At 64.2% G+C, this 20,961-nt stretch carries 19 protein-coding genes; 9 read left to right on the plus strand and 10 right to left on the minus strand.

The window, feature by feature from the left end; translation table 11 throughout:
• The first annotated feature begins 1 nt into the window (after position 1).
• The gene (gene nrdE, locus KTJ89_RS10905; protein WP_259357927.1) at positions 2 to 2,128 is read left to right on the plus strand and encodes a class 1b ribonucleoside-diphosphate reductase subunit alpha; all 2,127 of its coding nucleotides are present in this window, start codon (positions 2 to 4) and stop codon (positions 2,126 to 2,128) included.
• 145 nt (positions 2,129 to 2,273) lie between these two features.
• A complete protein-coding gene (gene nrdF / locus KTJ89_RS10910; protein ID WP_139908554.1) occupies positions 2,274 to 3,245 on the plus strand; it encodes a class 1b ribonucleoside-diphosphate reductase subunit beta in 972 nt (323 codons plus the stop codon).
• Between the two features lie 228 nt (positions 3,246 to 3,473).
• On the opposite strand, the gene KTJ89_RS10915 is transcribed toward nrdF, so the two are convergent.
• From KTJ89_RS10915 to sdhC, 6 genes are all read right to left on the minus strand, one after another.
• Positions 3,474 to 3,644 carry a hypothetical protein gene (locus KTJ89_RS10915; RefSeq protein WP_172171077.1) on the minus strand — a complete coding sequence of 57 codons (171 nt, stop codon included), beginning with the start codon at positions 3,642 to 3,644 and terminating at the stop codon, positions 3,474 to 3,476.
• Positions 3,645 to 4,059: 415 nt separating this feature from the next.
• Positions 4,060 to 5,286: a D-alanyl-D-alanine carboxypeptidase family protein gene (locus tag KTJ89_RS10920; RefSeq protein ID WP_259357746.1), complete on the minus strand. Its 1,227-nt coding sequence runs from the start codon at positions 5,284 to 5,286 to the stop codon at positions 4,060 to 4,062.
• Positions 5,287 to 5,527: 241 nt separating this feature from the next.
• Complete coding sequence (locus KTJ89_RS10925) at positions 5,528 to 6,316, minus strand: succinate dehydrogenase iron-sulfur subunit (RefSeq protein ID WP_101546859.1); 789 nt, start codon at positions 6,314 to 6,316, stop codon at positions 5,528 to 5,530.
• Positions 6,316 to 8,076 carry a succinate dehydrogenase flavoprotein subunit gene (gene sdhA, locus KTJ89_RS10930; RefSeq protein WP_139470358.1) on the minus strand — a complete coding sequence of 587 codons (1,761 nt, stop codon included), beginning with the start codon at positions 8,074 to 8,076 and terminating at the stop codon, positions 6,316 to 6,318. Before sdhA ends, KTJ89_RS10925 begins: the two co-directional genes overlap by 1 nt.
• 9 nt (positions 8,077 to 8,085) lie before the next feature.
• Positions 8,086 to 8,535 (minus strand): succinate dehydrogenase hydrophobic membrane anchor subunit, encoded by a 450-nt coding sequence (locus KTJ89_RS10935; protein WP_025778711.1) that lies wholly within the window; start codon positions 8,533 to 8,535, stop codon positions 8,086 to 8,088.
• A gap of 1 nt (position 8,536) precedes the next feature.
• Entirely contained in the window at positions 8,537 to 8,914 is a 378-nt protein-coding gene (gene sdhC / locus KTJ89_RS10940) for a succinate dehydrogenase, cytochrome b556 subunit (RefSeq protein ID WP_081770431.1), read from the minus strand.
• 345 nt (positions 8,915 to 9,259) lie between these two features.
• Here sdhC and KTJ89_RS10945 point away from each other — a divergent pair, with 345 nt between their 5' ends.
• From KTJ89_RS10945 to KTJ89_RS10965, 5 genes are all read left to right on the plus strand, one after another.
• Positions 9,260 to 10,369, plus strand: coding sequence for a mannose-1-phosphate guanylyltransferase (locus KTJ89_RS10945; RefSeq protein WP_259357747.1), 1,110 nt, complete (start codon positions 9,260 to 9,262; stop codon positions 10,367 to 10,369).
• Between the two features lie 255 nt (positions 10,370 to 10,624).
• Complete coding sequence (locus KTJ89_RS10950; RefSeq protein WP_139470356.1) at positions 10,625 to 11,797, plus strand: amidohydrolase; 1,173 nt, start codon at positions 10,625 to 10,627, stop codon at positions 11,795 to 11,797.
• 110 nt (positions 11,798 to 11,907) lie between these two features.
• On the plus strand, positions 11,908 to 13,074 hold the full coding sequence (locus KTJ89_RS10955; protein ID WP_259357748.1) for a BMP family ABC transporter substrate-binding protein: 1,167 nt from the start codon (positions 11,908 to 11,910) through the stop codon (positions 13,072 to 13,074).
• Positions 13,075 to 13,109: 35 nt separating this feature from the next.
• The gene (locus KTJ89_RS10960) at positions 13,110 to 14,213 is read left to right on the plus strand and encodes an adenosine deaminase (protein ID WP_139470381.1); all 1,104 of its coding nucleotides are present in this window, start codon (positions 13,110 to 13,112) and stop codon (positions 14,211 to 14,213) included.
• Entirely contained in the window at positions 14,210 to 14,650 is a 441-nt protein-coding gene (locus KTJ89_RS10965; protein ID WP_259357749.1) for a hypothetical protein, read from the plus strand. Before KTJ89_RS10960 ends, KTJ89_RS10965 begins: the two co-directional genes overlap by 4 nt.
• Before the next feature lie 302 nt (positions 14,651 to 14,952).
• Here KTJ89_RS10965 and KTJ89_RS10970 read toward each other — a convergent pair whose 3' ends face one another.
• From KTJ89_RS10970 to KTJ89_RS10985, 4 genes are all read right to left on the minus strand, one after another.
• Positions 14,953 to 16,308: an FAD-dependent oxidoreductase gene (locus tag KTJ89_RS10970; protein WP_259357750.1), complete on the minus strand. Its 1,356-nt coding sequence runs from the start codon at positions 16,306 to 16,308 to the stop codon at positions 14,953 to 14,955.
• A gap of 153 nt (positions 16,309 to 16,461) precedes the next feature.
• Positions 16,462 to 17,172, minus strand: coding sequence for a hypothetical protein (locus tag KTJ89_RS10975; protein WP_259357751.1), 711 nt, complete (start codon positions 17,170 to 17,172; stop codon positions 16,462 to 16,464).
• A gap of 190 nt (positions 17,173 to 17,362) precedes the next feature.
• A complete protein-coding gene (locus KTJ89_RS10980; protein ID WP_259357752.1) occupies positions 17,363 to 18,052 on the minus strand; it encodes a GNAT family N-acetyltransferase in 690 nt (229 codons plus the stop codon).
• A gap of 85 nt (positions 18,053 to 18,137) precedes the next feature.
• The gene (locus KTJ89_RS10985) at positions 18,138 to 18,632 is read right to left on the minus strand and encodes a MarR family winged helix-turn-helix transcriptional regulator (protein WP_139908546.1); all 495 of its coding nucleotides are present in this window, start codon (positions 18,630 to 18,632) and stop codon (positions 18,138 to 18,140) included.
• Between the two features lie 197 nt (positions 18,633 to 18,829).
• Between KTJ89_RS10985 and sucC the strand changes: the two genes are divergently transcribed.
• On the plus strand, positions 18,830 to 19,999 hold the full coding sequence (gene sucC / locus KTJ89_RS10990; protein WP_139908545.1) for an ADP-forming succinate--CoA ligase subunit beta: 1,170 nt from the start codon (positions 18,830 to 18,832) through the stop codon (positions 19,997 to 19,999).
• A gap of 18 nt (positions 20,000 to 20,017) precedes the next feature.
• The gene (gene sucD / locus KTJ89_RS10995) at positions 20,018 to 20,914 is read left to right on the plus strand and encodes a succinate--CoA ligase subunit alpha (RefSeq protein ID WP_139468939.1); all 897 of its coding nucleotides are present in this window, start codon (positions 20,018 to 20,020) and stop codon (positions 20,912 to 20,914) included.
• The last annotated feature ends 47 nt before the right edge of the window (positions 20,915 to 20,961 follow it).

Genomic DNA, 20,961 nt, shown 5'->3' on the forward strand with positions numbered 1-20,961 from the left:
CATCATCCGCGAAGAGACGGATCTGGATTACCACGCGCTCAACGCGATGCTGAACCTGTACGACGAGGACGGCAGGATCCAGTTCGAGCGTGACAAGCAGGCTGCCCGGCAGTACTTCCTGCAGCACGTCAACAACAACACCGTCTTCTTCCACAACCTCAAGGAGAAGCTCGACTACCTCGTCGAGAAGGACTACTACGAGCCCGAGGTTCTGGAGCAGTACTCGTTCGATTTCATCGAGCAGCTCTCGACGCGCGCCTACGATCAGAAGTTCCGCTTCCAGACCTTCCTCGGCGCGTTCAAGTTCTACACCTCCTACACGCTGAAGACCTTCGACGGAAAGCGCTATCTCGAACGCTTCGAGGACCGCGTCGTCATGGTCGCTCTCTTCCTGGCTCGCGGAGACGAGACTCTGGCCACCCAGCTCGTCGACGAGATCATCGCCGGCCGCTTCCAGCCGGCCACCCCGACGTTCCTCAACGCAGGCAAGAAGCAGCGCGGTGAGCTCGTCTCCTGCTTCCTCCTGCGCATCGAAGACAATATGGAGTCGATCGGCAGGTCCATCAACTCCGCTCTGCAGCTGTCCAAGCGCGGCGGCGGCGTGGCCTTCGCTCTGACGAACATCCGCGAGTCCGGTGCACCGATCAAGAAGATCGAGAACCAGTCTTCGGGCGTCATCCCCGTCATGAAGCTGCTCGAGGACTCGTTCTCCTACGCCAACCAGCTCGGAGCCCGCCAGGGTGCCGGTGCCGTGTACCTGCACGCCCACCACCCCGACATCTACAAGTTCCTCGACACCAAGCGCGAGAACGCCGATGAGAAGATCCGGATCAAGACCCTGTCGCTGGGCGTCGTGATCCCGGACATCACCTTCGAACTGGCCAAGCGCAACGAGGACATGTACCTCTTCAGCCCCTATGACGTCGAGCGCGTCTACGGTGTGCCCTTCTCCGACATCAACGTCACCGAGAAGTACACCGAGCTCGTCGACAACGCGGCGATCAAGAAGAAGAAGATCAACGCCCGCGAGTTCTTCCAGACTCTGGCCGAGATCCAGTTCGAGTCCGGCTACCCGTACGTGATGTTCGAGGACACCGTCAACAAGGCGAACCCGATCGACGGCAAGATCATCATGTCCAACCTGTGCTCGGAGATCCTCCAGGTCTCTGAACCCAGCAAGTACGACGACGATCTCGGCTATGACGTCGTCGGCAAGGACATCTCCTGCAACCTCGGTTCGCTCAACATCGCTCTGACGATGGACTCGAGCAACTTCGGACAGACCATCGAGACCGCGATCCGCGGACTCACCGCTGTCGCCGAGACCTCGAACATCCAGTCCGTGCCTTCGATCGCCCGCGGCAACGACATGTCGCATGCCATCGGCTTGGGGCAGATGAACCTCCACGGCTACCTCGCTCGTGAGCACATCTACTACGGTTCCGATGAGGGCCTGGACTTCACGAACATGTACTTCTACACCGTCGCCTACCACTGTGTGCGCGCGTCGATGGAGATCGCGAAGGAGCGCGGTGAAACCTTCGCCGGCTTCGAGCGGTCGAAGTACGCCACCGGCGAATATTTCGACAAGTACACCGATGAGGTCTGGCAGCCGCGCACCGCTCGTGTGACCGAGCTGTTCTCCGAAGCAGGCGTGCACATCCCGACCCAGGACGACTGGCGCGAGCTCAAGGCTCAAGTGGCCGAGCACGGCATCTACAACCAGAATCTCCAGGCCGTGCCGCCGACCGGTTCGATCTCGTACATCAACAACTCGACCTCGTCGATCCACCCGGTGGCCTCGAAGATCGAAATCCGCAAGGAGGGCAAGGTCGGCCGCGTGTACTACCCGGCTCCCTTCATGGACAACGACAATCTCGAGTACTACCAGGATGCCTACGAGATCGGATACGAGAAGATCATCGACACGTATGCCGAGGCCACGAAGCACGTGGACCAGGGGCTGTCGCTGACACTGTTCTTCATGGACACCGCCACCACTCGTGACATCAACAAGGCGCAGATCTACGCGTGGCGCAAGGGCATCAAGACCATCTACTACATCCGGCTCCGGCAGCTCGCTCTGCAGGGCACGGAAGTCGATGGCTGCGTCTCCTGCATGCTCTGATGATGGACTCGGCGGACCGATGTGAATCGGTCCGCCGGCCTCGTGCGGGCCCCAAGCCGCCGGCTGGGCCCGAACACATGACTTTCGTCTGCCGCGCAGACAGCACGTACTCACGACGAACAGCACTTTGGGAAGAGAGAAAGCGTTGGAGAATCTGACTCTGGCATCGCATGTCGATGCCATCAACTGGAACCGCGTCGTCGATCCGATCGATGACGAGGTCTGGGATCGCCTGACCGGCAACTTCTGGCTGCCGGAGAAGGTCCCGCTGAGCAACGACATCCAGTCCTGGGCGACTCTCACCGACGATGAGAAGACGCTGACGATGCGCGTCTTCACCGGTCTGACCCTGCTCGACACGATCCAGGGCACCGTTGGTGCGATCTCGCTCATCCCGGATGCGGTCACCCCGCACGAAGAGGCGGTGCTGACGAACATCGCGTTCATGGAGAGCGTGCACGCGAAGTCGTACTCTTCGATCTTCTCGACCCTGTGCTCGACGAAGGAGATCGACGAGGCCTTCCGCTGGTCGCGTGAGAACAAGTACCTGCAGTCGAAGGCGGATATCATCCTCAGCTACTACCGGGGTGACGATCCGCTCAAGCGCAAGGTCGCCTCGACGCTGCTCGAGTCCTTCCTCTTCTACTCCGGCTTCTACCTGCCCATGTACTGGTCGGCACACGCCAAACTGACGAACACCGCTGACCTCATCCGTCTGATCATCCGCGATGAGGCCGTGCACGGCTACTACATCGGCTACAAATACCAGAAGGGCCTGGAATCGCAGTCTGAGGAGCGCAAGCAGGAGCTCAAGGACTACACGATGAACCTCATGTTCGAGCTCTACGAGAACGAGGTCGCCTACACCCACGATCTCTACGATCCGGTGGGACTGTCCGAAGACTGCAAGATGTTCCTCCACTACAACGCCAACAAGGCGCTGATGAACCTCGGTTACGAAGCGATGTTCCCCAAGGAGGTCACGAAGGTCAACCCGGCCATTCTCGCGGCTCTGTCGCCCGGCAGCGACGAGAACCACGACTTCTTCTCAGGTTCGGGATCGTCCTACGTCATCGGCAAGGCCGAGAACACCGAAGACGACGACTGGGACTTCTGAGTCTTCGCGCCACAGATGCGGATACGGCCCATCCGAGCACACTCGCTTGGATGGGCCGTTGGTTTTGGCCTTTGTGGGTTGAAGCCGGGATCGATATGGCCGTGAATGACAGACGCCCACCTGCTGCGTAAAACCCGGCAACAAGTGGGCGTCTTCTCAATCAGTGAGGATCAGTCCGGCCCGGTCGGGCCATGCCGATCCCTGCAGATCAGGGCGACCGAGGTTCGGTCAGGCGGCGGCCATCGGCGTGATCTCACGCAGCGAGGTGCCGGTGAACAGCACAACTCGACCGGTCGCATCCTTGATCGTGATCTCACCAGGAGCCTGACGGCTGATCCGGGGATCGATCAATCCTGCGTGTGCGAGTCCGCGCTGGACCCACTGTGGGAACTCAGACATGGTTCCCTCCTTTCTTCAGTTGTGAATAGCAGGCAACGACGCGCACTATTCTTCAGGTTCTCAATACGGCGATTGGGTGATCGCCATGGGGATCTGCGATTCGAAGAGACACAGTGTCCGGAACATTCATCTGCAAAGTCGAACCATGATCGGGGCCTACGACTTCAAAAGCTTGTCGTCAGGAGCAACGCAACGATCAGTTCGATGAATGCGGACAACTTCGAACGCAAGTTGTAAGCGTAACGCGTCTATGTCGACGTTGTCCAATTGAGGTCAGAACCCTAGGCTCAGGTCGACCGACCTTACCTCCGGCCATCTCGCCGAGGCGGCACCGAACCTTACCGTTGATCCTCTCGCCGTGGTGGACCTGCAGATCGTTTTTGCCGGCCTCTGGCCGAGGAGGCTCTGAATGCCCCTATCGTCGGCCCTGCAACCGTGCCCGGAGTCGCAGCCACAGGATCACCGTGGCGATGAAGAGCACGACCCCACCCGCCAAGAGGACGAGCGCCAGGGGATTGTCCAGTGCTGCACCGACGGTCTGGGACGCCATGGATGACTCCGATTCATCGGACTTCTGGGACTCCGTCGTTCCGCTCGAATCCGATTCGGCGCCCCCGGCATCACTCGAGCTGCCAGTGGCGGTGGGGGCCGCCTCGGCGGTGGCCTGAACCCCGACGGGCACGGTCTGCAGCGATTTCGGGTCCTTCTGGGCGAAATCCCAGTCGAGCAGGTCCACGGCGACCTGGCGAGAGTTGTTGTCGATGCCGAGCATCGTCGCGACCACACGGTGCCCGTCGCGCTCGGCCACGGCCACGTACGAGCCCTTCGCCGCCCGAGTGAACCCGTTCTTCAGGCCCAGCCCGCCGTCGACCTGGCCGACGATCTTCGTATGGTTCTGGATCTCGTAGCCCTTGAACTTCTCTTTCGTCTGCGGGTTCTTTCCGCCCGGGAATTTGAACGTCTCCGTGCCGATGACCTTCATGAGGTAATCGTCTTCGCACACCGCCCACGCGAGCTTCATGAGGTCCTCAGCGGTCGTGTACTGGCCCTTTGCATCGAGTCCCGAGGTGTTCTTCGCCTGCGTATTCGACATGCCCAGCTCGGCGGCCTTCTCGTTCATCAGCTTCACTGCCTTGTCTTGCCCGCCGGCTGCACGACCCAGAGCATTCGCCGCATCGTTGGCGCTCGACATCAGCATCGCGTGGAAGAGCAGATCGATGGAGTACTTGTTCGTCTGCATGAGACCGACCTTCGTCCCATCGACTTCCATGTCCTCGAACTCGGCGGTCACTTTCTTCTTCTTGTCGTCGAACTCGTCCACGAGCGCCAGAGCCGTGAGCAGCTTGATCGTCGACGCCGGAGCGTGCCGCTTCTCCACATTCTTCGCCACGTGCAGTTCTCCGGAGTCGAGGTCGCCCACCAACCAGGACGTGCCCGTCGGCTTCGGGGGCTTCGCGCCGTCACCGAGGTCCTCTGGACTGACATACGCCGGTGCTGTCGACTCCGCCGGCTGCGGCTCCGCGTGTGCGGGGGCGGGGGAGTGGACGAGCTGCGCGGCGAGCATCAGCAGTGCGGCGGCGAAGCCGAGGATGCTCAGGGGCAGGCTGTGTAGTGAGGAAGCAGTCGAGCGGGTGAAACGCATGCGCACCAGTCTACTTTCGCCGCGAGCAGCTCGTCCTCAGGATTCGTTCACTCGAGACGGCACCTCACCGAGACGAAGCTTGTGGTGGCAGCCCAGTTTGAGATGGATAGCCCACGTTCAAACGTGGGCTATCCACCCTCAACTGGGCCGTGGTGAAAAGCACCCACCGAGGCGGGACAGACGAAAGCGGCCCCGCACCGTGTGGTGCGGGGCCGCTGCAGTCGGGATCAGACTGGCGCGATCAGAATGCGCGCTGCAGGATCGCCTGCTTCACCTCGGCGATGGCCTTGGTGATCTCGATGCCGCGAGGGCAGGCCTCGGTGCAGTTGAAGGTGGTGCGGCAGCGCCACACGCCTTCCTTGTCGTTGAGGACCTCGAGGCGCATGTCTCCGCCTTCGTCACGCGAATCGAAGATGAAGCGGTGCGCGTTGACGATCGCGGCCGGACCGAAGTACTGGCCGTCGGTCCAGAACACGGGGCACGACGAGGTGCACGCAGCGCAGAGGATGCACTTCGTGGTGTCGTCGAAGGCCGCACGCTGTTCGGCTGACTGCAGACGCTCACGCGTGGGTTCGTGTCCCGAGGTGACGAGGAACGGCATGACCTCGCGGTACGACTGGAAGAAGGGCTCCATGTCGACGATCATGTCCTTCTCGAGCGGAAGGCCCTTGATCGCCTCGACGGTGATCGGCTTGGACGTGTCGAGGTCCTTGAGCAGAGTCTTGCAGGCCAGACGGTTGCGGCCGTTGATGCGCATCGCATCGGAACCGCAGACGCCGTGGGCGCAGGACCGGCGGAAGGACAGCGAACCGTCGATCTCCCACTTGATCTTGTGGAGAGCATCCAGCACACGGTCGGTGCCGTACATCGTGATGCTGTATTCCTCCCAGTGCGGCTCGGAATCGACCTCGGGGTCGAAGCGAGCGATCCGGAAGGTGCAGTCGAAGGACGGGATGGACCCGCCTTCGCCTGACACGTGTGTCGGCAGGTCGATCTTCGACGCTGGCTCTGGGGTGGTATCGGTGCTCATCAGTACTTACGCTCCATCGGCTGGTAACGGGTGACGATGACGGGCTTCGTCTCAAGACGCATGCCCTTGATGCCGTCGGTCTCCGCTTCGGGATCGAGGTAGGTCATCGTATGGTGCATGAAGTTCTCGTCGTCACGATCCGGGAAGTCTTCGCGGAAGTGTCCTCCACGCGATTCCTTGCGGTGGATGGCGGCGACAGAGATGACCTCGGCGAGCTCGAGCAGGAAGCCGAGCTCGACGGCCTCGAGCAGATCGAGGTTGTAGCGCTTGCCGCGGTCCTGGATGCCCACGTTGTTGTAGCGCTCGCGCAGTTTTGCGATCTCGTCGAGAGCGTCACGCAGAGTTTCGTCGGTGCGGAACACCTGAACGTTGGCGTCCATGATGTCCTGCAGATCCTTGCGGATCGCCGCGATGCGTTCGGTGCCGTCCGAGGTGCGCATCTTCTCGAGCATCTCGACGACGTCGTTCGCCGGGTTCTCGGGCAGTTCGACGGACTCGGCGGTCTTCGCGTATTCCGCAGCGGCGATGCCGGCGCGCTTGCCGAAGACGTTGATGTCGAGCAGCGAGTTCGTGCCCAGGCGGTTCGAACCGTGCACCGACACGCAGGCGCATTCACCGGCGGCGTAGAGGCCGGGGATGACGGTGTCGTTGTCGGCGAGCACTTCGGCTTCGATGTTCGTCGGGATGCCGCCCATCGCGTAGTGCGCGGTCGGGAAGACCGGCACCGGCTCCGTGTAGGGCTCCACACCGAGGTAGGTGCGGGCGAACTCGGTGATGTCCGGCAGCTTCTCGTCGATGTGTGAGGGCTCGAGGTGAGTGAGGTCGAGCAGGACGTAGTCCTTGTTCGGTCCGCAGCCACGGCCTTCGCGCACTTCGTTGGCCATCGAACGGGCCACGATGTCACGCGGGGCGAGGTCCTTGATCGTCGGGGCATAGCGCTCCATGAAGCGCTCACCCTCGGAGTTGCGGAGGATTCCGCCCTCACCGCGAGCCGCCTCGGACAGCAGGATGCCCAGGCCGGCGAGGCCTGTCGGGTGGAACTGGAAGAACTCCATGTCCTCCAGCGGGATTCCGCGGTTGTAGGTCACGGCCATGCCGTCGCCGGTCAGGGTGTGTGCGTTCGAGGTGGTCTTGAAGACCTTGCCGACACCGCCGGTGGCGAAGACGACCGACTTGGCCTGGAAGACGTGGATCTCACCGGTGGCCAGTTCGTAGGACACGACGCCTGCGGGGCGCTTGACCCCGTCGACCTCGGTCATGAGGAGGTCGAGGACGTAGAACTCGTTGTAGAACTCCACGCCGTGCTTGACGCACTGTTGGTACAGGGTCTGGAGGATCATGTGACCGGTGCGGTCTGCGGCGTAGCAGGAGCGGCGCACGGCGGACTTGCCGTGGTCGCGGGTGTGACCACCGAATCGACGCTGGTCGATCTTGCCTTCGGGGGTGCGGTTGAACGGCAGCCCCATCTTCTCGAGATCGAGGACGGCGTCGATGGCTTCCTTGGCCATCACCTCGGCGGCGTCCTGGTCGACCAGGTAGTCACCGCCCTTGACGGTGTCGAAGGTGTGCCATTCCCAGTTGTCCTCTTCCACGTTCGCCAGTGCGGCGCACATTCCGCCCTGGGCGGCTCCGGTGTGCGAACGGGTGGGGTAGAGCTTGGTGAGAACGGCGGTGCGGGCACGCTGGCCCGACTCGATCGCCGCACGCATGCCGGCGCCGCCGGCACCGACGATGACGACGTCGTAATGATGTACCTGCATGTTTCTCCTTTAGGCCTTGCAGAACTCAGCCAGGACCGAGGGGTCCGCTCCGGCCGGGCAGGGATCGAACGTGAAGATGACGAGCGTGCCGAGCACGATGACGATGACCGAGGCGATGTAGAGGATCACCTGCAGGGACATGCGTGTGCCGGGCTTCTCGGAGTAGTCCATGATGATGGTGCGCAGACCGTTGGTGCCGTGCAGCATCGCCAGCCACAGCATGAGCAGATCCCAGATCTGCCAGAACGGGCTGGCCCACTTGCCTGCGACGAAGCCGAAGTCGATGGCCTGGACGCCGTCGCCGGCCCACAGGTTCACGAACAGGTGGCCGAAGATGAGGATGACGAGCACGACGCCGGAGATGCGCATGAACAGCCATGCGAACATCTCGAACTTCGAACGCGTCGACTTGTGCCGGGAGTAGCCGGTCCGCGGAGCCGGAATGGATGTTGTGCTCATGTCAGCCTCCGAAGGTGTGCATCAGCTGGCGGGGAATGAAGGCGATCATGATGATGAGCCACACAACCATGACTCCCCAGAACAGCTTCTTCTGATTTTTCGGGCCACTCTTCGAGAAATCGACGAGAATGACGCGCAGACCGTTGAACGCATGGAATGCGATGGCGGCGACGAGCGCGATCTCACCGAATGCCATGACCGGTGTCTTATAGGTTCCGATCACTGCGTTGTAGGCCTCGGGCGAGACGCGGACGAGTGCAGTATCGAGCACGTGGACCAGAAGGAAGAAGAAGATTCCGACGCCTGTGACGCGATGCGCGACCCAGGACCACATTCCTTCGTTTCCTCGGTACAGAGTGCCCGTAGACGCTTTGGCCACGGAGCATCCTCCATCTTGAATATTCGGGTGTGTACGTCTAGAAACTACGCCGAAGACCGCTTCCGTGCCAGTCGAGACACGGCTGAGCGTTCCGGATCACACCGCAACCCTGGCAATTCCCTCAAAACTGGGATTTCGCGTCTCACGAAATTTCAATTACATCACAGTCGTGTGCTCTAAATTGTTGCGCTCCCGTCCTGACCTGGGCGGCCCGGGAACTCAGGTGCACCATCCCCGAGGCGGCTCTGAGGTGGGGAGATCCCCACCGGATCCCTGGGGATCGGCTCATCCGACACGGCGGGCAACCTCGGGGAAGGTGTGCCCGAATTCTGAGACACTGAAATCGTGAACACGCACTTCCACGCCATCATCCCCGCCGGCGGATCCGGAACGCGCCTGTGGCCGCTGTCTCGCCGGGCGACGCCGAAGTTCCTCCACGATGTCCTCGGCCTCGGCCGCAGCCTCATCCAGGCCACCTGGGACCGGGTCGCGCCGATCGTCGGCGAAGACAGGGTCTGGGTGGTCACCGGTGAGAGTCATTTCGATCAGGTCGCCGAGCAGCTGCCGCATATCGCTCGCGCCCAGATCATCGCCGAACCGTCCCCGAAGGACTCTGCCGCCGCCATCGGACTGGCGGCCATGATCATCGCCCGCGAGGACCCCGACGCCATCGTCGGTTCGTTCTCCGCCGACCATTCGATCACGAACGTCGACGAATTCCGTCTCGTCATCGACCAGGCCGTCGCTGCCGCGGAGACCGGTGACATCGTCACCATCGGCATCATGCCCCGCAATCCTGCCACCGCCTACGGTTATATCGAGACCGGTGACCTGCTCGGGCTTGACGGCGCACCCACGGCCAGGCGGGCGCTGGCATTCGCGGAGAAGCCGGAGGCGAGCACGGCTCGTCAGTATGTGAATTCCGGACGCTACCGCTGGAACGCGGGCATGTTCATCGCCAAGGCGTCCTCCCTCCTCGACATCCTCGCCGAGGAGGACCCGCCGCTCTATTCGGGACTGGCCCGAATCGCCGAGGCCTGGGACACTCCTGACCACGACGAGATCCTCAGTGCTGTGTGGCCCGGACTGGAGAAGCGAGCCATCGACTATGTGGTGGCCGAGCCCGCGGCCGCGGCCGGTCGTGTCATCGTCATCCCCGGCGATTTCGGCTGGGACGACGTCGGCGACTTCGACTCGGTGGCCCGACTGCGCCAGCCGGTTCCCGGGGAGCCGCGCGGAGTGATCTCGATCGGCGGGAACACCGACCTGCTCGAAGTCGATGCTTCGGGAGTCGTGTTCTCCGAAGGACCGAGGACAGTGGCGATCGTCGGACTCGAAGACCTCGTCGTCGTTGACACCGACGACGTCCTGCTCATCACCTCCCGCTCGCACGCCCAGGACGTGAAGAAGGCAGTGTCCGTCGCCGGTGAGCGCGGACTCGACGAACTGCTCTGATCCTGACGCCCGCCTCCGGGGCGGACGGATGCGAACCTGGCCGGGCACGGCAAGTGCGGACGGAGCTCGACCTGGTCGTGCGCGCCAGGGGTGGGCGGATGTGAACGGGGCGGTCGCCTCGGCGAGGGCGGTTAGCGGGATGCGAAGTATGTCGAAATTGGTCGCAATGGGCACATTTATGACATCGAGTGCTTAGCATTGCTTGAAATGTTCGACATCGCCCATCCCCGACCTCCCCGCCCTGAAGGACCCGACGTGATCAGCTCGACAATCGCTGAGATCGGTGCAGAACTCATCGATTTCCGCCGCGACATCCATGCCCATCCGGAACTGTCCTTCCAGGAGTTCGAGACCACCGACAAGATCGTCGCCCGTCTCGAGGCCGCAGGTCTGGGTCCCCAGCGCCTCGAAGGCACCGGGGTCGTCTGCGAGGTCGGCGAGGGGCCGGTGGCCGTGGGACTGCGAGCCGATATCGACGCCCTGCCCGTCGATGACCTCATCGACGAGGAATTCCGTTCCACCGTTCCCGGCGTCGCCCATGCCTGCGGCCACGACGTCCACCTGACCTCGCTCATCGGCGCCGGCATCGCCCTGCAGAAGATCCATGAATCACGGCCCGGCGGCCTCGGCGGTCGCGTGCGACTGATCTTCCAGCCCGGTGAGGAAGTCACGCCGGGCGGTGCGCTGCGCGTGATCTCCCAGGGCGTCCTCGACGATGTGCCCGAAGTCTATGCCGTTCACTGTGACCCGAACGTCGACATCGGCAAGGTCGGTTCGCGCATCGGCGCCATCACCGCTGCCGGCGACACGGTCATCATCCGCCTCTCCGGTCACGGCGGGCACACCTCCCGTCCCCATCTGACCGAAGACCTCGTCTATGCGCTCGGCAAGCTCGCCACCGACCTGCCCTCGACCCTGGGCCGGCTGATCGATCCGCGGCACGCGATCTCCCTGGTGTGGGGCGAGATCAGCGCCGGTCACGCAGCGAACGTCGTTCCCAGCGAGGGGATTCTGCGCGGAACCCTGCGCTGCCTCGACGTGGACGGCTGGAACCAGGTCGCCGAGGTGCTGCCCGAGCTCGTCGACCGCATCGCCGGACCGTACGGAGTCGAGGTCGACCTCGAACACCGCCGAGGCGTCCCACCGGTGGTCAACACCGAAGACCAGGTCACCCTCATCGAATCCGCGGTCCGCGGTGAGCTCGGCGAGAACTCGGTGCAGCTGACCCCGCAGTCCATGGGCGGTGAGGACTTCGCGTGGTACCTCACCCACTGCCCGGGTGCGCTCATCCGGCTGGGCACCCGCACACCCGGCGGCATCACCTACGACATCCACCAGGGTGATCTGCTCATCGACGAACGCGCCGTGGAGATCGCCGCCCGCGTATTCACCGCCACCGCTCTCAAGGTCCTCGACCGCGACCGCTGATCGAACTGTCACGGTCCGCGACCAAACGACAGCGATCGGTGGCTGCTCGGCTGCGCCGGCTGTCCACGCTGATTACCCGGCCGAGATGCCGGGCCGATAATCTTGATGTCATGAGTCTCCGAGCCCGCAGCACCTCCATCGCCGCCTTCACCGCGGTGGGCACCCTGGTGCTGACCGGCTGCTCCGTCACGACTCCCGAAGCTCTCGAAGAGGAACGGCTCGGCTGCCTCGTCTCGGCTCCGGCCGGCTTCGACGATCACTCGGCCGGTGCGCTCACCCTTGAGGAGGCGGAACTGGCCCGTGGGGCCGGGGTCTTCTCGGGTACCTCGAGCCAGCGTGTCTCGGGTGGGTCGGCCACCTCGGCTGCATTGGATCGGATGCACAGAAACGACTGTGCCCTGACCACGGTCATCGGCCCAGGGGGAGCGGACGAACTCGCGGACTTCGCCGCCGCCCACCCCGACGATCTGTTCCTCGGGGTCTCCAGCGGCACCGCTGACCTGCCGAAGAACGTGCTGAGCATGGACTTCGACCTCGTCCCGCCGGCGTTCATCGCCGGATTCACCGCGGCCACCGCCTCGGAGACGGGGAAGGTCGGGGTCGTCGTCGCGCACGGGTTCCCGCAGTCCGAACGCATTCTGGCCGCCTTCGACGCCGGGGTCGACCTGTACAACAAGGAGAAGGACGAGGACCTGCCGAAGGCGGAGTCCTACCGTCCCTCCTCCGGCGGGGCCGCCTCGCCGAACGGTTCGCCTCGGGCGATCGACGATACCCGCGACGCCGGGAAGAACTACTTCGAACGGTCCTTCGATGCCGATGTCGACGTGCTCGTTCCCTTCGGATCGGCGGCCGCGATGGGGGTGGTCACCTCGGCGGATGAGAAGCGGAGCGAGCTGACCGCGGCCACACAGGACCCGGACGGCGACGACGAGGGACCGAGCCTACCGAAGATCGTCTGGTACGGCACCGCCGGCGGATTCTCCAAGGCGATCGTGGCCACCCTGGAGCCGAGCGTGCGCCGCGGACTGCGCACGATGTTCCCCGACTGGCCGCAGAGCAAGAACCCCGACGAGGTAGCCCCCGCCCCGAAGACCGGGCCCGAGGAGATCGGCGGCTTCCGCGTCGCCGACCGCCACTACTGGGGCACCCTCGACAACGGGGGAGTGCGCATCGTCGCCGAGGACGGATTCCTCTCCCGTGTCTCCGACGCCGGGCGCGGAATCACGGACCTGCGCGAGCGGATCAAGAGCGGGGAGATCGACCCGGAGAAAGGATGAGGAGCGCGCGCCGCATCGGATAAGCTGAGACGGTGATGAATGTACCCGCCGGCGTCGCATCGGACGACCCCATCCTGCAGCTGCCCAAAGTCTCCCTCCACGATCACCTCGACGGCGGTCTGCGCCCGTCGACGATGCTCGAACTGGCCGACTCGATCGGTCACACCCTGCCCGCCTCCGATGCCGAATCGCTGCGCCGGTGGTTCTCGGAATCCGCGAACTCCGGTGACCTGGTCCGCTACCTCGAGACGTTCTCGCACACCGTGGCGGTCATGCAGAGCGAGGACAACCTGCGCCGCGTGGCCAAGGAATGGGTCCTCGACCAGGTGGCCGACGGAGTATTCTACGCCGAGGCCCGGTGGGCTCCCGAACAGCACCTCGAAGGCGGACTCGAACTCGACGCTGTCGTCGAAGCCGTCCAGGACGGTCTGGAAGCCGGCGTCTCCGAGGCGGCGGCCGAGGGCAAGTACATCCGCGTCGGACAGCTCATCACGGCCATGCGTCAGGCCGACAACTCGCTGGCGATCGCCGAACTGGCCATCCGACATCGTGAGAAGGGTGCGGATTCCGGTGTCGTCGGCTTCGACATCGCCGGGCCCGAGAACGGCTTCCCGCCGTCTGCGCACCTCTCCGCCTTCAACGCCCTGCACCAGGCATATGTGCCGGTGACGATCCATGCCGGTGAGGCCGCCGGCAAGGAATCAATCCACGAGGCGGTCACGATCTGCCACGCCCAGCGTCTGGGCCATGGTGCGCGCATCGTCGAGGACATGGACATCGTCGACGGCCAGGGGCAGCTCGGCAGCCTCGCCGCCTGGGTCCTCGACCAGCAGATCCCGCTCGAACTGTGCCCGAGCTCCAACCTGCAGACCGACATCGGCGGCACCATCGCCAGCCACCCGATCACGGGGCTCAAGGATCTCGGATTCGCTGTCACCATCAACCCGGACAACCGGCTCATGTCCGGCACTTCGGTGTCGCGTGAGATGCGTCTGCTCGTCGATGAGGCCGGTTGGAACCAGACCGACCTCGAATGGGCGACGGTCAACGCCATCACCGCTGCCTTCCTGCCGCTGGATGTGCGCGAGCGCATGCTCGACGAGATCCTCATCCCCGGATTCGCCCGGGTGACCATTTGAGCTCACACAATGACCGGGCCGCAGCGTCCGGTGCCTCACCGGAGCCTGAGGAGCACGGCGTTCCGACCCCACGGGCGATGCTGCTGCCCGTGAGCGTCCTCGGCATCCAGGCGCTGGCCCTGGTCGGTGCGGCGGTGTCATTCGTCATCACCGCGATCACCGCCGGCCCTTTGGCGGCTTCGCTGATCGGTCTGGCCGTCATGTTCCTCATCTTCGCGGCCGGTGTCGGCGCCGCGGCCCGGGGCGCCTGGCGTCTGCATCGGTGGGCGCGTCCGGCGGCGATCGCCTTCGAGCTGCTCGTCATCGTCTTCGCCTTCAGCGTCATCGGCGGTTCCCTGTGGCTGGGGCTGGCCTGCCTGGTCACCGCCATCGCCGTGCTCTTGGGCTTCTTCCTGCCCGCAGTCGTCGAAGCCTACAACCGAGCCCTGACCGACTAGGCAGGTTTAAGCGGGTACTCGTCCGAATGTAGGTCGTTATCGGATACTTTCGAGCGAGAGAAGTATCCGATAGCGACCTGAGTTCTGCGCTGGGTATCTGTTGGCGACCCAGGTTTTTTCGAGTTCAAGCAGCTGGGGCGACCCGACGCTGCTGGGAGAACGCGTCAACTGTGCGCAGATTGCCGAAAAACTGCGTCTGACGGACACTCTTCGCACACTTAATTCATGTCAGCGGTGCTGGTTGGGCAGATTCCGACCGACGGCGCCGTCCGCAGTGCGCCAGTGGCTGCCGACAGGCAGCATCACAGCGTCGGTGGTGACCATTTCTGGACGCTCGCGGCCTGAGCGGCGATGAGTCGCGACGGAGCCGCTGAGAAGACGGCATTGCGCAGCCGCGCCAGCAGCGGCGATTCGAGTTGGAACACCTGCCCCATCAGCCGAGACTTCTGTGCGATCGACTGCGTCCGCGGACGCCGCAGCGAGTCATAGCGGCTGAGTGCCGCACCGAGGTCTGGCGGCGCTGAGGCGCGCGGGCCCGAGTCGTGGGCCGGGTTCACACCGGCGCGTGTGCCCACATCGTCGGCAGAGTTCGCACTTGCGCCCGCTCTGGCACCTGCGCCCGCTCCCGCACCTGCAGCGGAGACTGGTATCTCGGCTTGCTCCACCATCCGCCCGGGTCGATTCGCCTCGGGCCCCGGAGACTTACTGATCAGCGGGGCAAGCAGGACGGTGAGCGTCGCTGCGTCTTCGAGGGCCTGACCGCCACCCTGACCGAGGTTCGGCGTCATCGCATGTGCGGCATCGCCGAGGAGGACGACTCGGCCGCGGTGATAATTACGCAACCGGCGGGAGAGGTCGGAGATAGCGGTGCGGCGGACCTCCTCGGCGGGGGTGGCGGCAATGAGATCGGCGATGGGGGAGTGCCAGCCTGTGAACATCTGCTCGATCGTCGCCTTCTCATCGGCGAAGACCGCGTTCTGCGGCATATTCGCCACAGCGAACCAGTAGACGCGGCCGTCGGCCAGCGGAGCGATGCCGAAGCGGCGTCCGTGCCCGACCGACTCCCCGGCCTCGCCGGACAGATCCACCGGCACCGAGGTGATGCCCCGCCACGCCGAATACCCGGAGTACCGCGGTGCCACCGGTTCACCGTCGACGACGGTGCGGACCCGGCTGTGCAGACCGTCGGCGCCGATAATGAGGTCGAAACGCTCTGCCTTCGACTCCATCGTGCTCGAATCGTCGGCGGACCTGGCCCTGATAGTCAGCGTCCCGTCGGTGCCGGTCGCCGTCGCCTCGGTGCCGGTGCGCACTGTCCCGGGAGCCAGAGCATCGAGGAGGATGCGGTGGAGGTCGGCCCGGTCGACGATGCGCAGCGCACCGACCGAATCATCGGGCACCTGAGCGATCCAGTGCCCGTCTGCGCGGCGCTGACCTGCGGCGAAGCCTTCGACGCTGGAGTCGGTCACGGCGTCGAACGCCTCGCGCAGACCGAGCGACTCCAGTGCGGCAAGCCCGTTGGCGAAGATCGACAGTCCCGAACCACCGGCCCTCACTTCGGGGGCACGTTCGAACACGGTGACCTCGGCGCCGGCCCTCTGCAGTCCCACGGCCGTCGAGAGTCCGCCGATTCCAGCTCCGATGACAGCGATCTTCATGAACTCATCGTCGCACGTAGAACGCCGGGTGGCGACGCCGCCGGTTGACCGTTGGTACGCGTTAAGTGTGCGCAGATTGCCCAAAACGGGCTTCAGAGTGGCAATCTGCGCACACTTAACACGCACCGAGGCGAGGCGAGGAGTGCCCAGAGATTACTGGAGGAACTCTCCGCAGGCTTCAGTGAGGTAGTCGCCGGCGACTCCGCCCTCTTCGCCGAGGCTGATAGCGGTCATCTGGATGCCCCACCACACGCGCGGCGAACCGCCCCACTGTTGGCGGAACTCCTCGCGACGACCGGGATCTTCGGCGAGGTCGTCGGCGGCCAGGCCGATGCGGTCCTGGGCATCATCGGCGGTGCAGCGCTTCTCGTCATCCGGGCCCTTCGGGTCGAGCTCGGGGATGTCTTCGTCATCGACGGTCTTGAGGGTGTAAGCCGAGTTGCCGATCTCTTCGACCTCGAAGGTGCCGTGGATGAGCAGGAACGGGGAGGCACCGTCGTCGACGTTCTTCGCATCGACGGTGACGCTGACGCTGTCGGGGCTGTCGGCGGTCACGGTCGTCTCGCCGGAGTCGGGGACTTCCGGGTTGCCGGTGTGCACGTAGACCTTGAGGTAGGCCTCGGTCTTCTTCTCGGCCGCCTCGGCGAGGCCCTGCCACAGCGGGTCGGTGTCCTTCGCCCCACCTGGCGAGGAATCGACGATGGACACCTTCGGTGCATCGTCTGGCGTCTCGATCGGGGTGACCTCCTCCTTGCTCACCGAGGGGCGCGGCTGGGGTCGGGTCTCATCGGGAGTCGACACGCAGGCCGTCGTCGTGGCCAGCAGTGCTGCGGCGGACAGCAGGGCAAGGGGGCGAAGTCGCATGGTTCCTCGAGGTGTCTCAGCGTCCAAGTGGTGTCGCTTCCAGCGTAATGCGCGGGACGGTCCGAGCCCGGGTGGACGCGCGGCGAGGCGGTGAAAGCAGCGCAGGTGCGAGACTTCTGCGCCGGGGTGCGACGCACTGACCCTGACGTCACAGGCCGGCCGCCCAACCGCGGCGCCCGACCCTGCTGCCTCAGCCGCGGCGTGGTGCGGCGATGAGTTCGCGCAGGCTCTGGCGCTGGCCGCCCGCGGCATCGAAGTTCGCTTCGTCGAGCCACTGCTCATACGCCGATCGCAGCGCCGGCCATTCGCTGTCGATGATCGAGAACCACGCGGTGTCGCGGTTGCGGCCCTTGTACACGACGTGCTGTCGGAACACTCCTTCGAAGGTGAACCCGAAGCGTTCGGCGGCCGCTTTCGACGGGACGTTCGCGTCATCGCACTTCCACTCGAACCGGCGGAAACCGGAGGCGAAGGCGAGATCGGCGCAGAGGGAGAGCGCCTCGGTGGCTGCTCGCGTCCGCCGCAGGGCCGGACCCCAGAGGATGTGACCGATCTCCATGACCCCGTTGGCGGTGTCGATGCGCATCAGTGCCTGCCGCCCCTCGGCTCGACCGGTGGATCGGTCCACGACGGCGAAGAAGAGGGGATCGGACGACGTGGCCGCCTCGGCGATCCAGGTATCGAAGTCGCTGCGTTCGGTCTGCGGAGACTGCGGCAGGTAGCGGAACCGCTCCTCGATCCCGTCAGCAACTGAGACCGCAGCGAACAGATCATCGCCGTGGACGGCAGGATCCAGGGGTTCGAGATCGACGTAATGACCGTGGATGGGCTCTCGCCGAGGCGGCTGTGCGCCGGTGAAATTCGTGAGGTCGTCGTTCATGGCTGGGTCCTCGTCGTCGGGGTTCGGGTGGGTTTCGTGTGTCCGTGTCTGTGGTTGGGCAGGTGTGACTGTGCTCGGAGTGGGTTCAGTCTTCGCTGCCGTCGAAGCCGGTGGACAGCTCGCGCAGAAGTCCGGCGAGCTTGCGACTGCCGGCGGGGGTGAGACCGCTGAGGATCTCGCGCTCCTTCACGAGCAGGTCCGCCAGGGCAGAGTCGACGGTGGCGCGGCCGCTGTCGGTGAGGTGGACGAGCACTCCGCGGCGATCACCCGGATCGGGGCGACGCTCCACCCATCCGCGGGCCACGAGGCGGTCGATGCGATTGGTCATGGTGCCGCTCGTGACAAGCGTCTCCTGCAACAGGGTCGAGGGGGAGAGCTGATAGGGCTCACCGGCTCGGCGGAGGGCGGAGAGCACGTCGAAGGCCCATCCCTCGATTCCGTAATCGGAGAAGCTCGCCTTCCGTGCCAGGTCCAACTGCCTGGCCAGCCGCGAGACTCGGGAGAGGATCTCCATCGGGGAGACGTCGAGATCCGGACGCTCACGTCGCCAGGCTGCGACTATTCGATCCACTTCGTCCATGAATCGATTTTACGTCCATATCAAGAATCTTGAGCGCAAAGATACTTTTTGACGAGAGATTCCTTACTCTCAGGGTCCGTTTAACCTGCAGGTTTGGATGGACGGGTGCGTTTGGGAATATGGTTGTCCTTGGTTGTTGCATCCGTCAACGAACCTGCAGGGGCCAACCACCCGGCAGCAGAAACGAAGGAAAACACGTGGATCTTTTCGAGTATCAAGCACGTGACCTGTTCGAGAAGCACGGAGTGCCCGTGCTCAAGGCCCAGGTCGCGACGACGCCAGAAGCAGCGAAGAAGGCAGCCGAAGATCTTGGCGGCGGTGTCGTCGTCGTCAAGTCGCAGGTCAAGATCGGCGGCCGTGGAAAGGCCGGCGGCGTCAAGGTCGCCAAGAACCCCGATGAAGCCGAGGCTCGCGCCAAGGACATCCTGGGACTCGACATCAAGGGCCACATCACCGAAAAGGTGATGATCGCCGAGGGTGCCGACATTGCTGAGGAGTACTACTTCTCCGTCCTCCTCGATCGGTCCAACCGCACCTATCTGGCCATGTGCTCGAAGGAAGGCGGCATGGAGATCGAGCAGCTGGCCGTGGAACGTCCGGAAGCGCTCGCCAAGATCCCCGTCTCCGCCATCGACGGCATCAACGATGCCAAGGCAGCAGAGATCGCCGAGGCGGCCGGCTTCGATGCCGACACCGCCGCGAAGGTCGCCCCCGTTCTGACCAGCCTGTGGACCGTCTTCGAGAAGGAAGACGCCACCTTGGTCGAGGTCAACCCGCTGGTCAAGACCGGTGCCGGTGACATCATTGCTCTCGACGGCAAGGTCTCGCTCGACGACAACGCCGACTTCCGCCAGAAGGAGCACGAGGAGCTGCGCGACATCAGCGCAGAGAACCCGCTGGAGCTCAAGGCCAAGAAGCTCGACCTCAACTACGTCAAGCTCGACGGTGAGGTCGGAATCATCGGCAACGGCGCAGGACTGGTCATGTCGACCCTCGACGTCGTCGCCTACGCAGGTGAGAACCACAACGGCGTCAAGCCCGCGAACTTCCTCGACATCGGAGGCGGCGCCTCGGCTGAGGTCATGGCCAACGGACTCGACGTCATCCTCGGCGATGATCAGGTGAAGTCCGTCTTCGTCAACGTCTTCGGCGGAATCACAGCCTGTGACGCCGTGGCCGACGGCATCGTCAAGGCCCTCGAGATCCTCGGCGACCAGGCCACCAAGCCGCTCGTCGTCCGCCTCGACGGCAACAACGTGGAAGAGGGACGCGCCATCCTGCAGAAGGCCGCGCACCCGCTCGTCACGCTCACTGACACGATGGACGGTGGAGCCGACAAGGCCGCCGAACTGGCTGCTGCCAAGTAAGGAAAGGTCTTTACAACAATGTCTATCTTCCTGAATTCCGATTCGAAGATCATCGTCCAGGGCATCACCGGCGGAGAGGGCTCGAAGCACACCGCCCGCATGCTCGCCGCCGGATCGAACGTCGTCGGCGGTGTCAACGCCCGCAAGGCCGGCACCACCGTGAAGCACAACGACCAGGCCGGCAACGAGGTCGAACTCCCCGTCTTCGGGTCCGTCGCCGAGGCGATGGAAGCCACCGGTGCCGACGTGTCCGTGGCCTTCGTGCCGCCGGCGTTCTCCAAGGACGCCGCGATCGAGGCCATCGACGCCAAGATCGGTCTGCTCGTCATCATCACCGAGGGCATCCCGGTGCAGGACTCGGCAGAGGTCTGGGCCCGTGCGCAGGCGGCCGGAAACGCCACCCGCATCATCGGACCCAACTGCCCGGGCATCATCACCCCCGGTGAGTCGCTGGCCGGCATCATCCCGGCCAACATCACGAAGAAGGGCAAGCTGGGCCTCGTCTCGAAGTCCGGCACCCTGACCTACCAGATGATGTACGAACTGCGTGACCTCGGCTTCTCGACCGCCATCGGCATCGGCGGAGACCCGGTCATCGGCACCACGCACATCGATGCGCTCGAAGCATTCGAGGCCGACCCGGAGACCGAAGCCATCGTCATGATCGGCGAGATCGGCGGAGACGCCGAAGAGCGCGCAGCAGCCTTCATCAAGGAGAACGTGACGAAGCCGGTCGTCGGCTACGTCGCAGGCTTCACCGCTCCCGAGGGCAAGACCATGGGCCACGCAGGCGCCATCGTCTCCGGCTCCTCGGGAACCGCTCAGGCCAAGAAGGAAGCCCTCGAAGCTGCAGGCGTCAAGGTCGGCAAGACCCCGACCGAGACCGCCGAGCTCATGCGCGGACTCCTCGGCTGAGTCGAGCACTCCCGCATCGGGTGAGCGCCTGACCGGCACTGATCCGA

The organism is Brevibacterium sediminis (assembly GCF_024895295.1).
GTDB lineage: Bacteria > Actinomycetota > Actinomycetes > Actinomycetales > Brevibacteriaceae > Brevibacterium > Brevibacterium sediminis.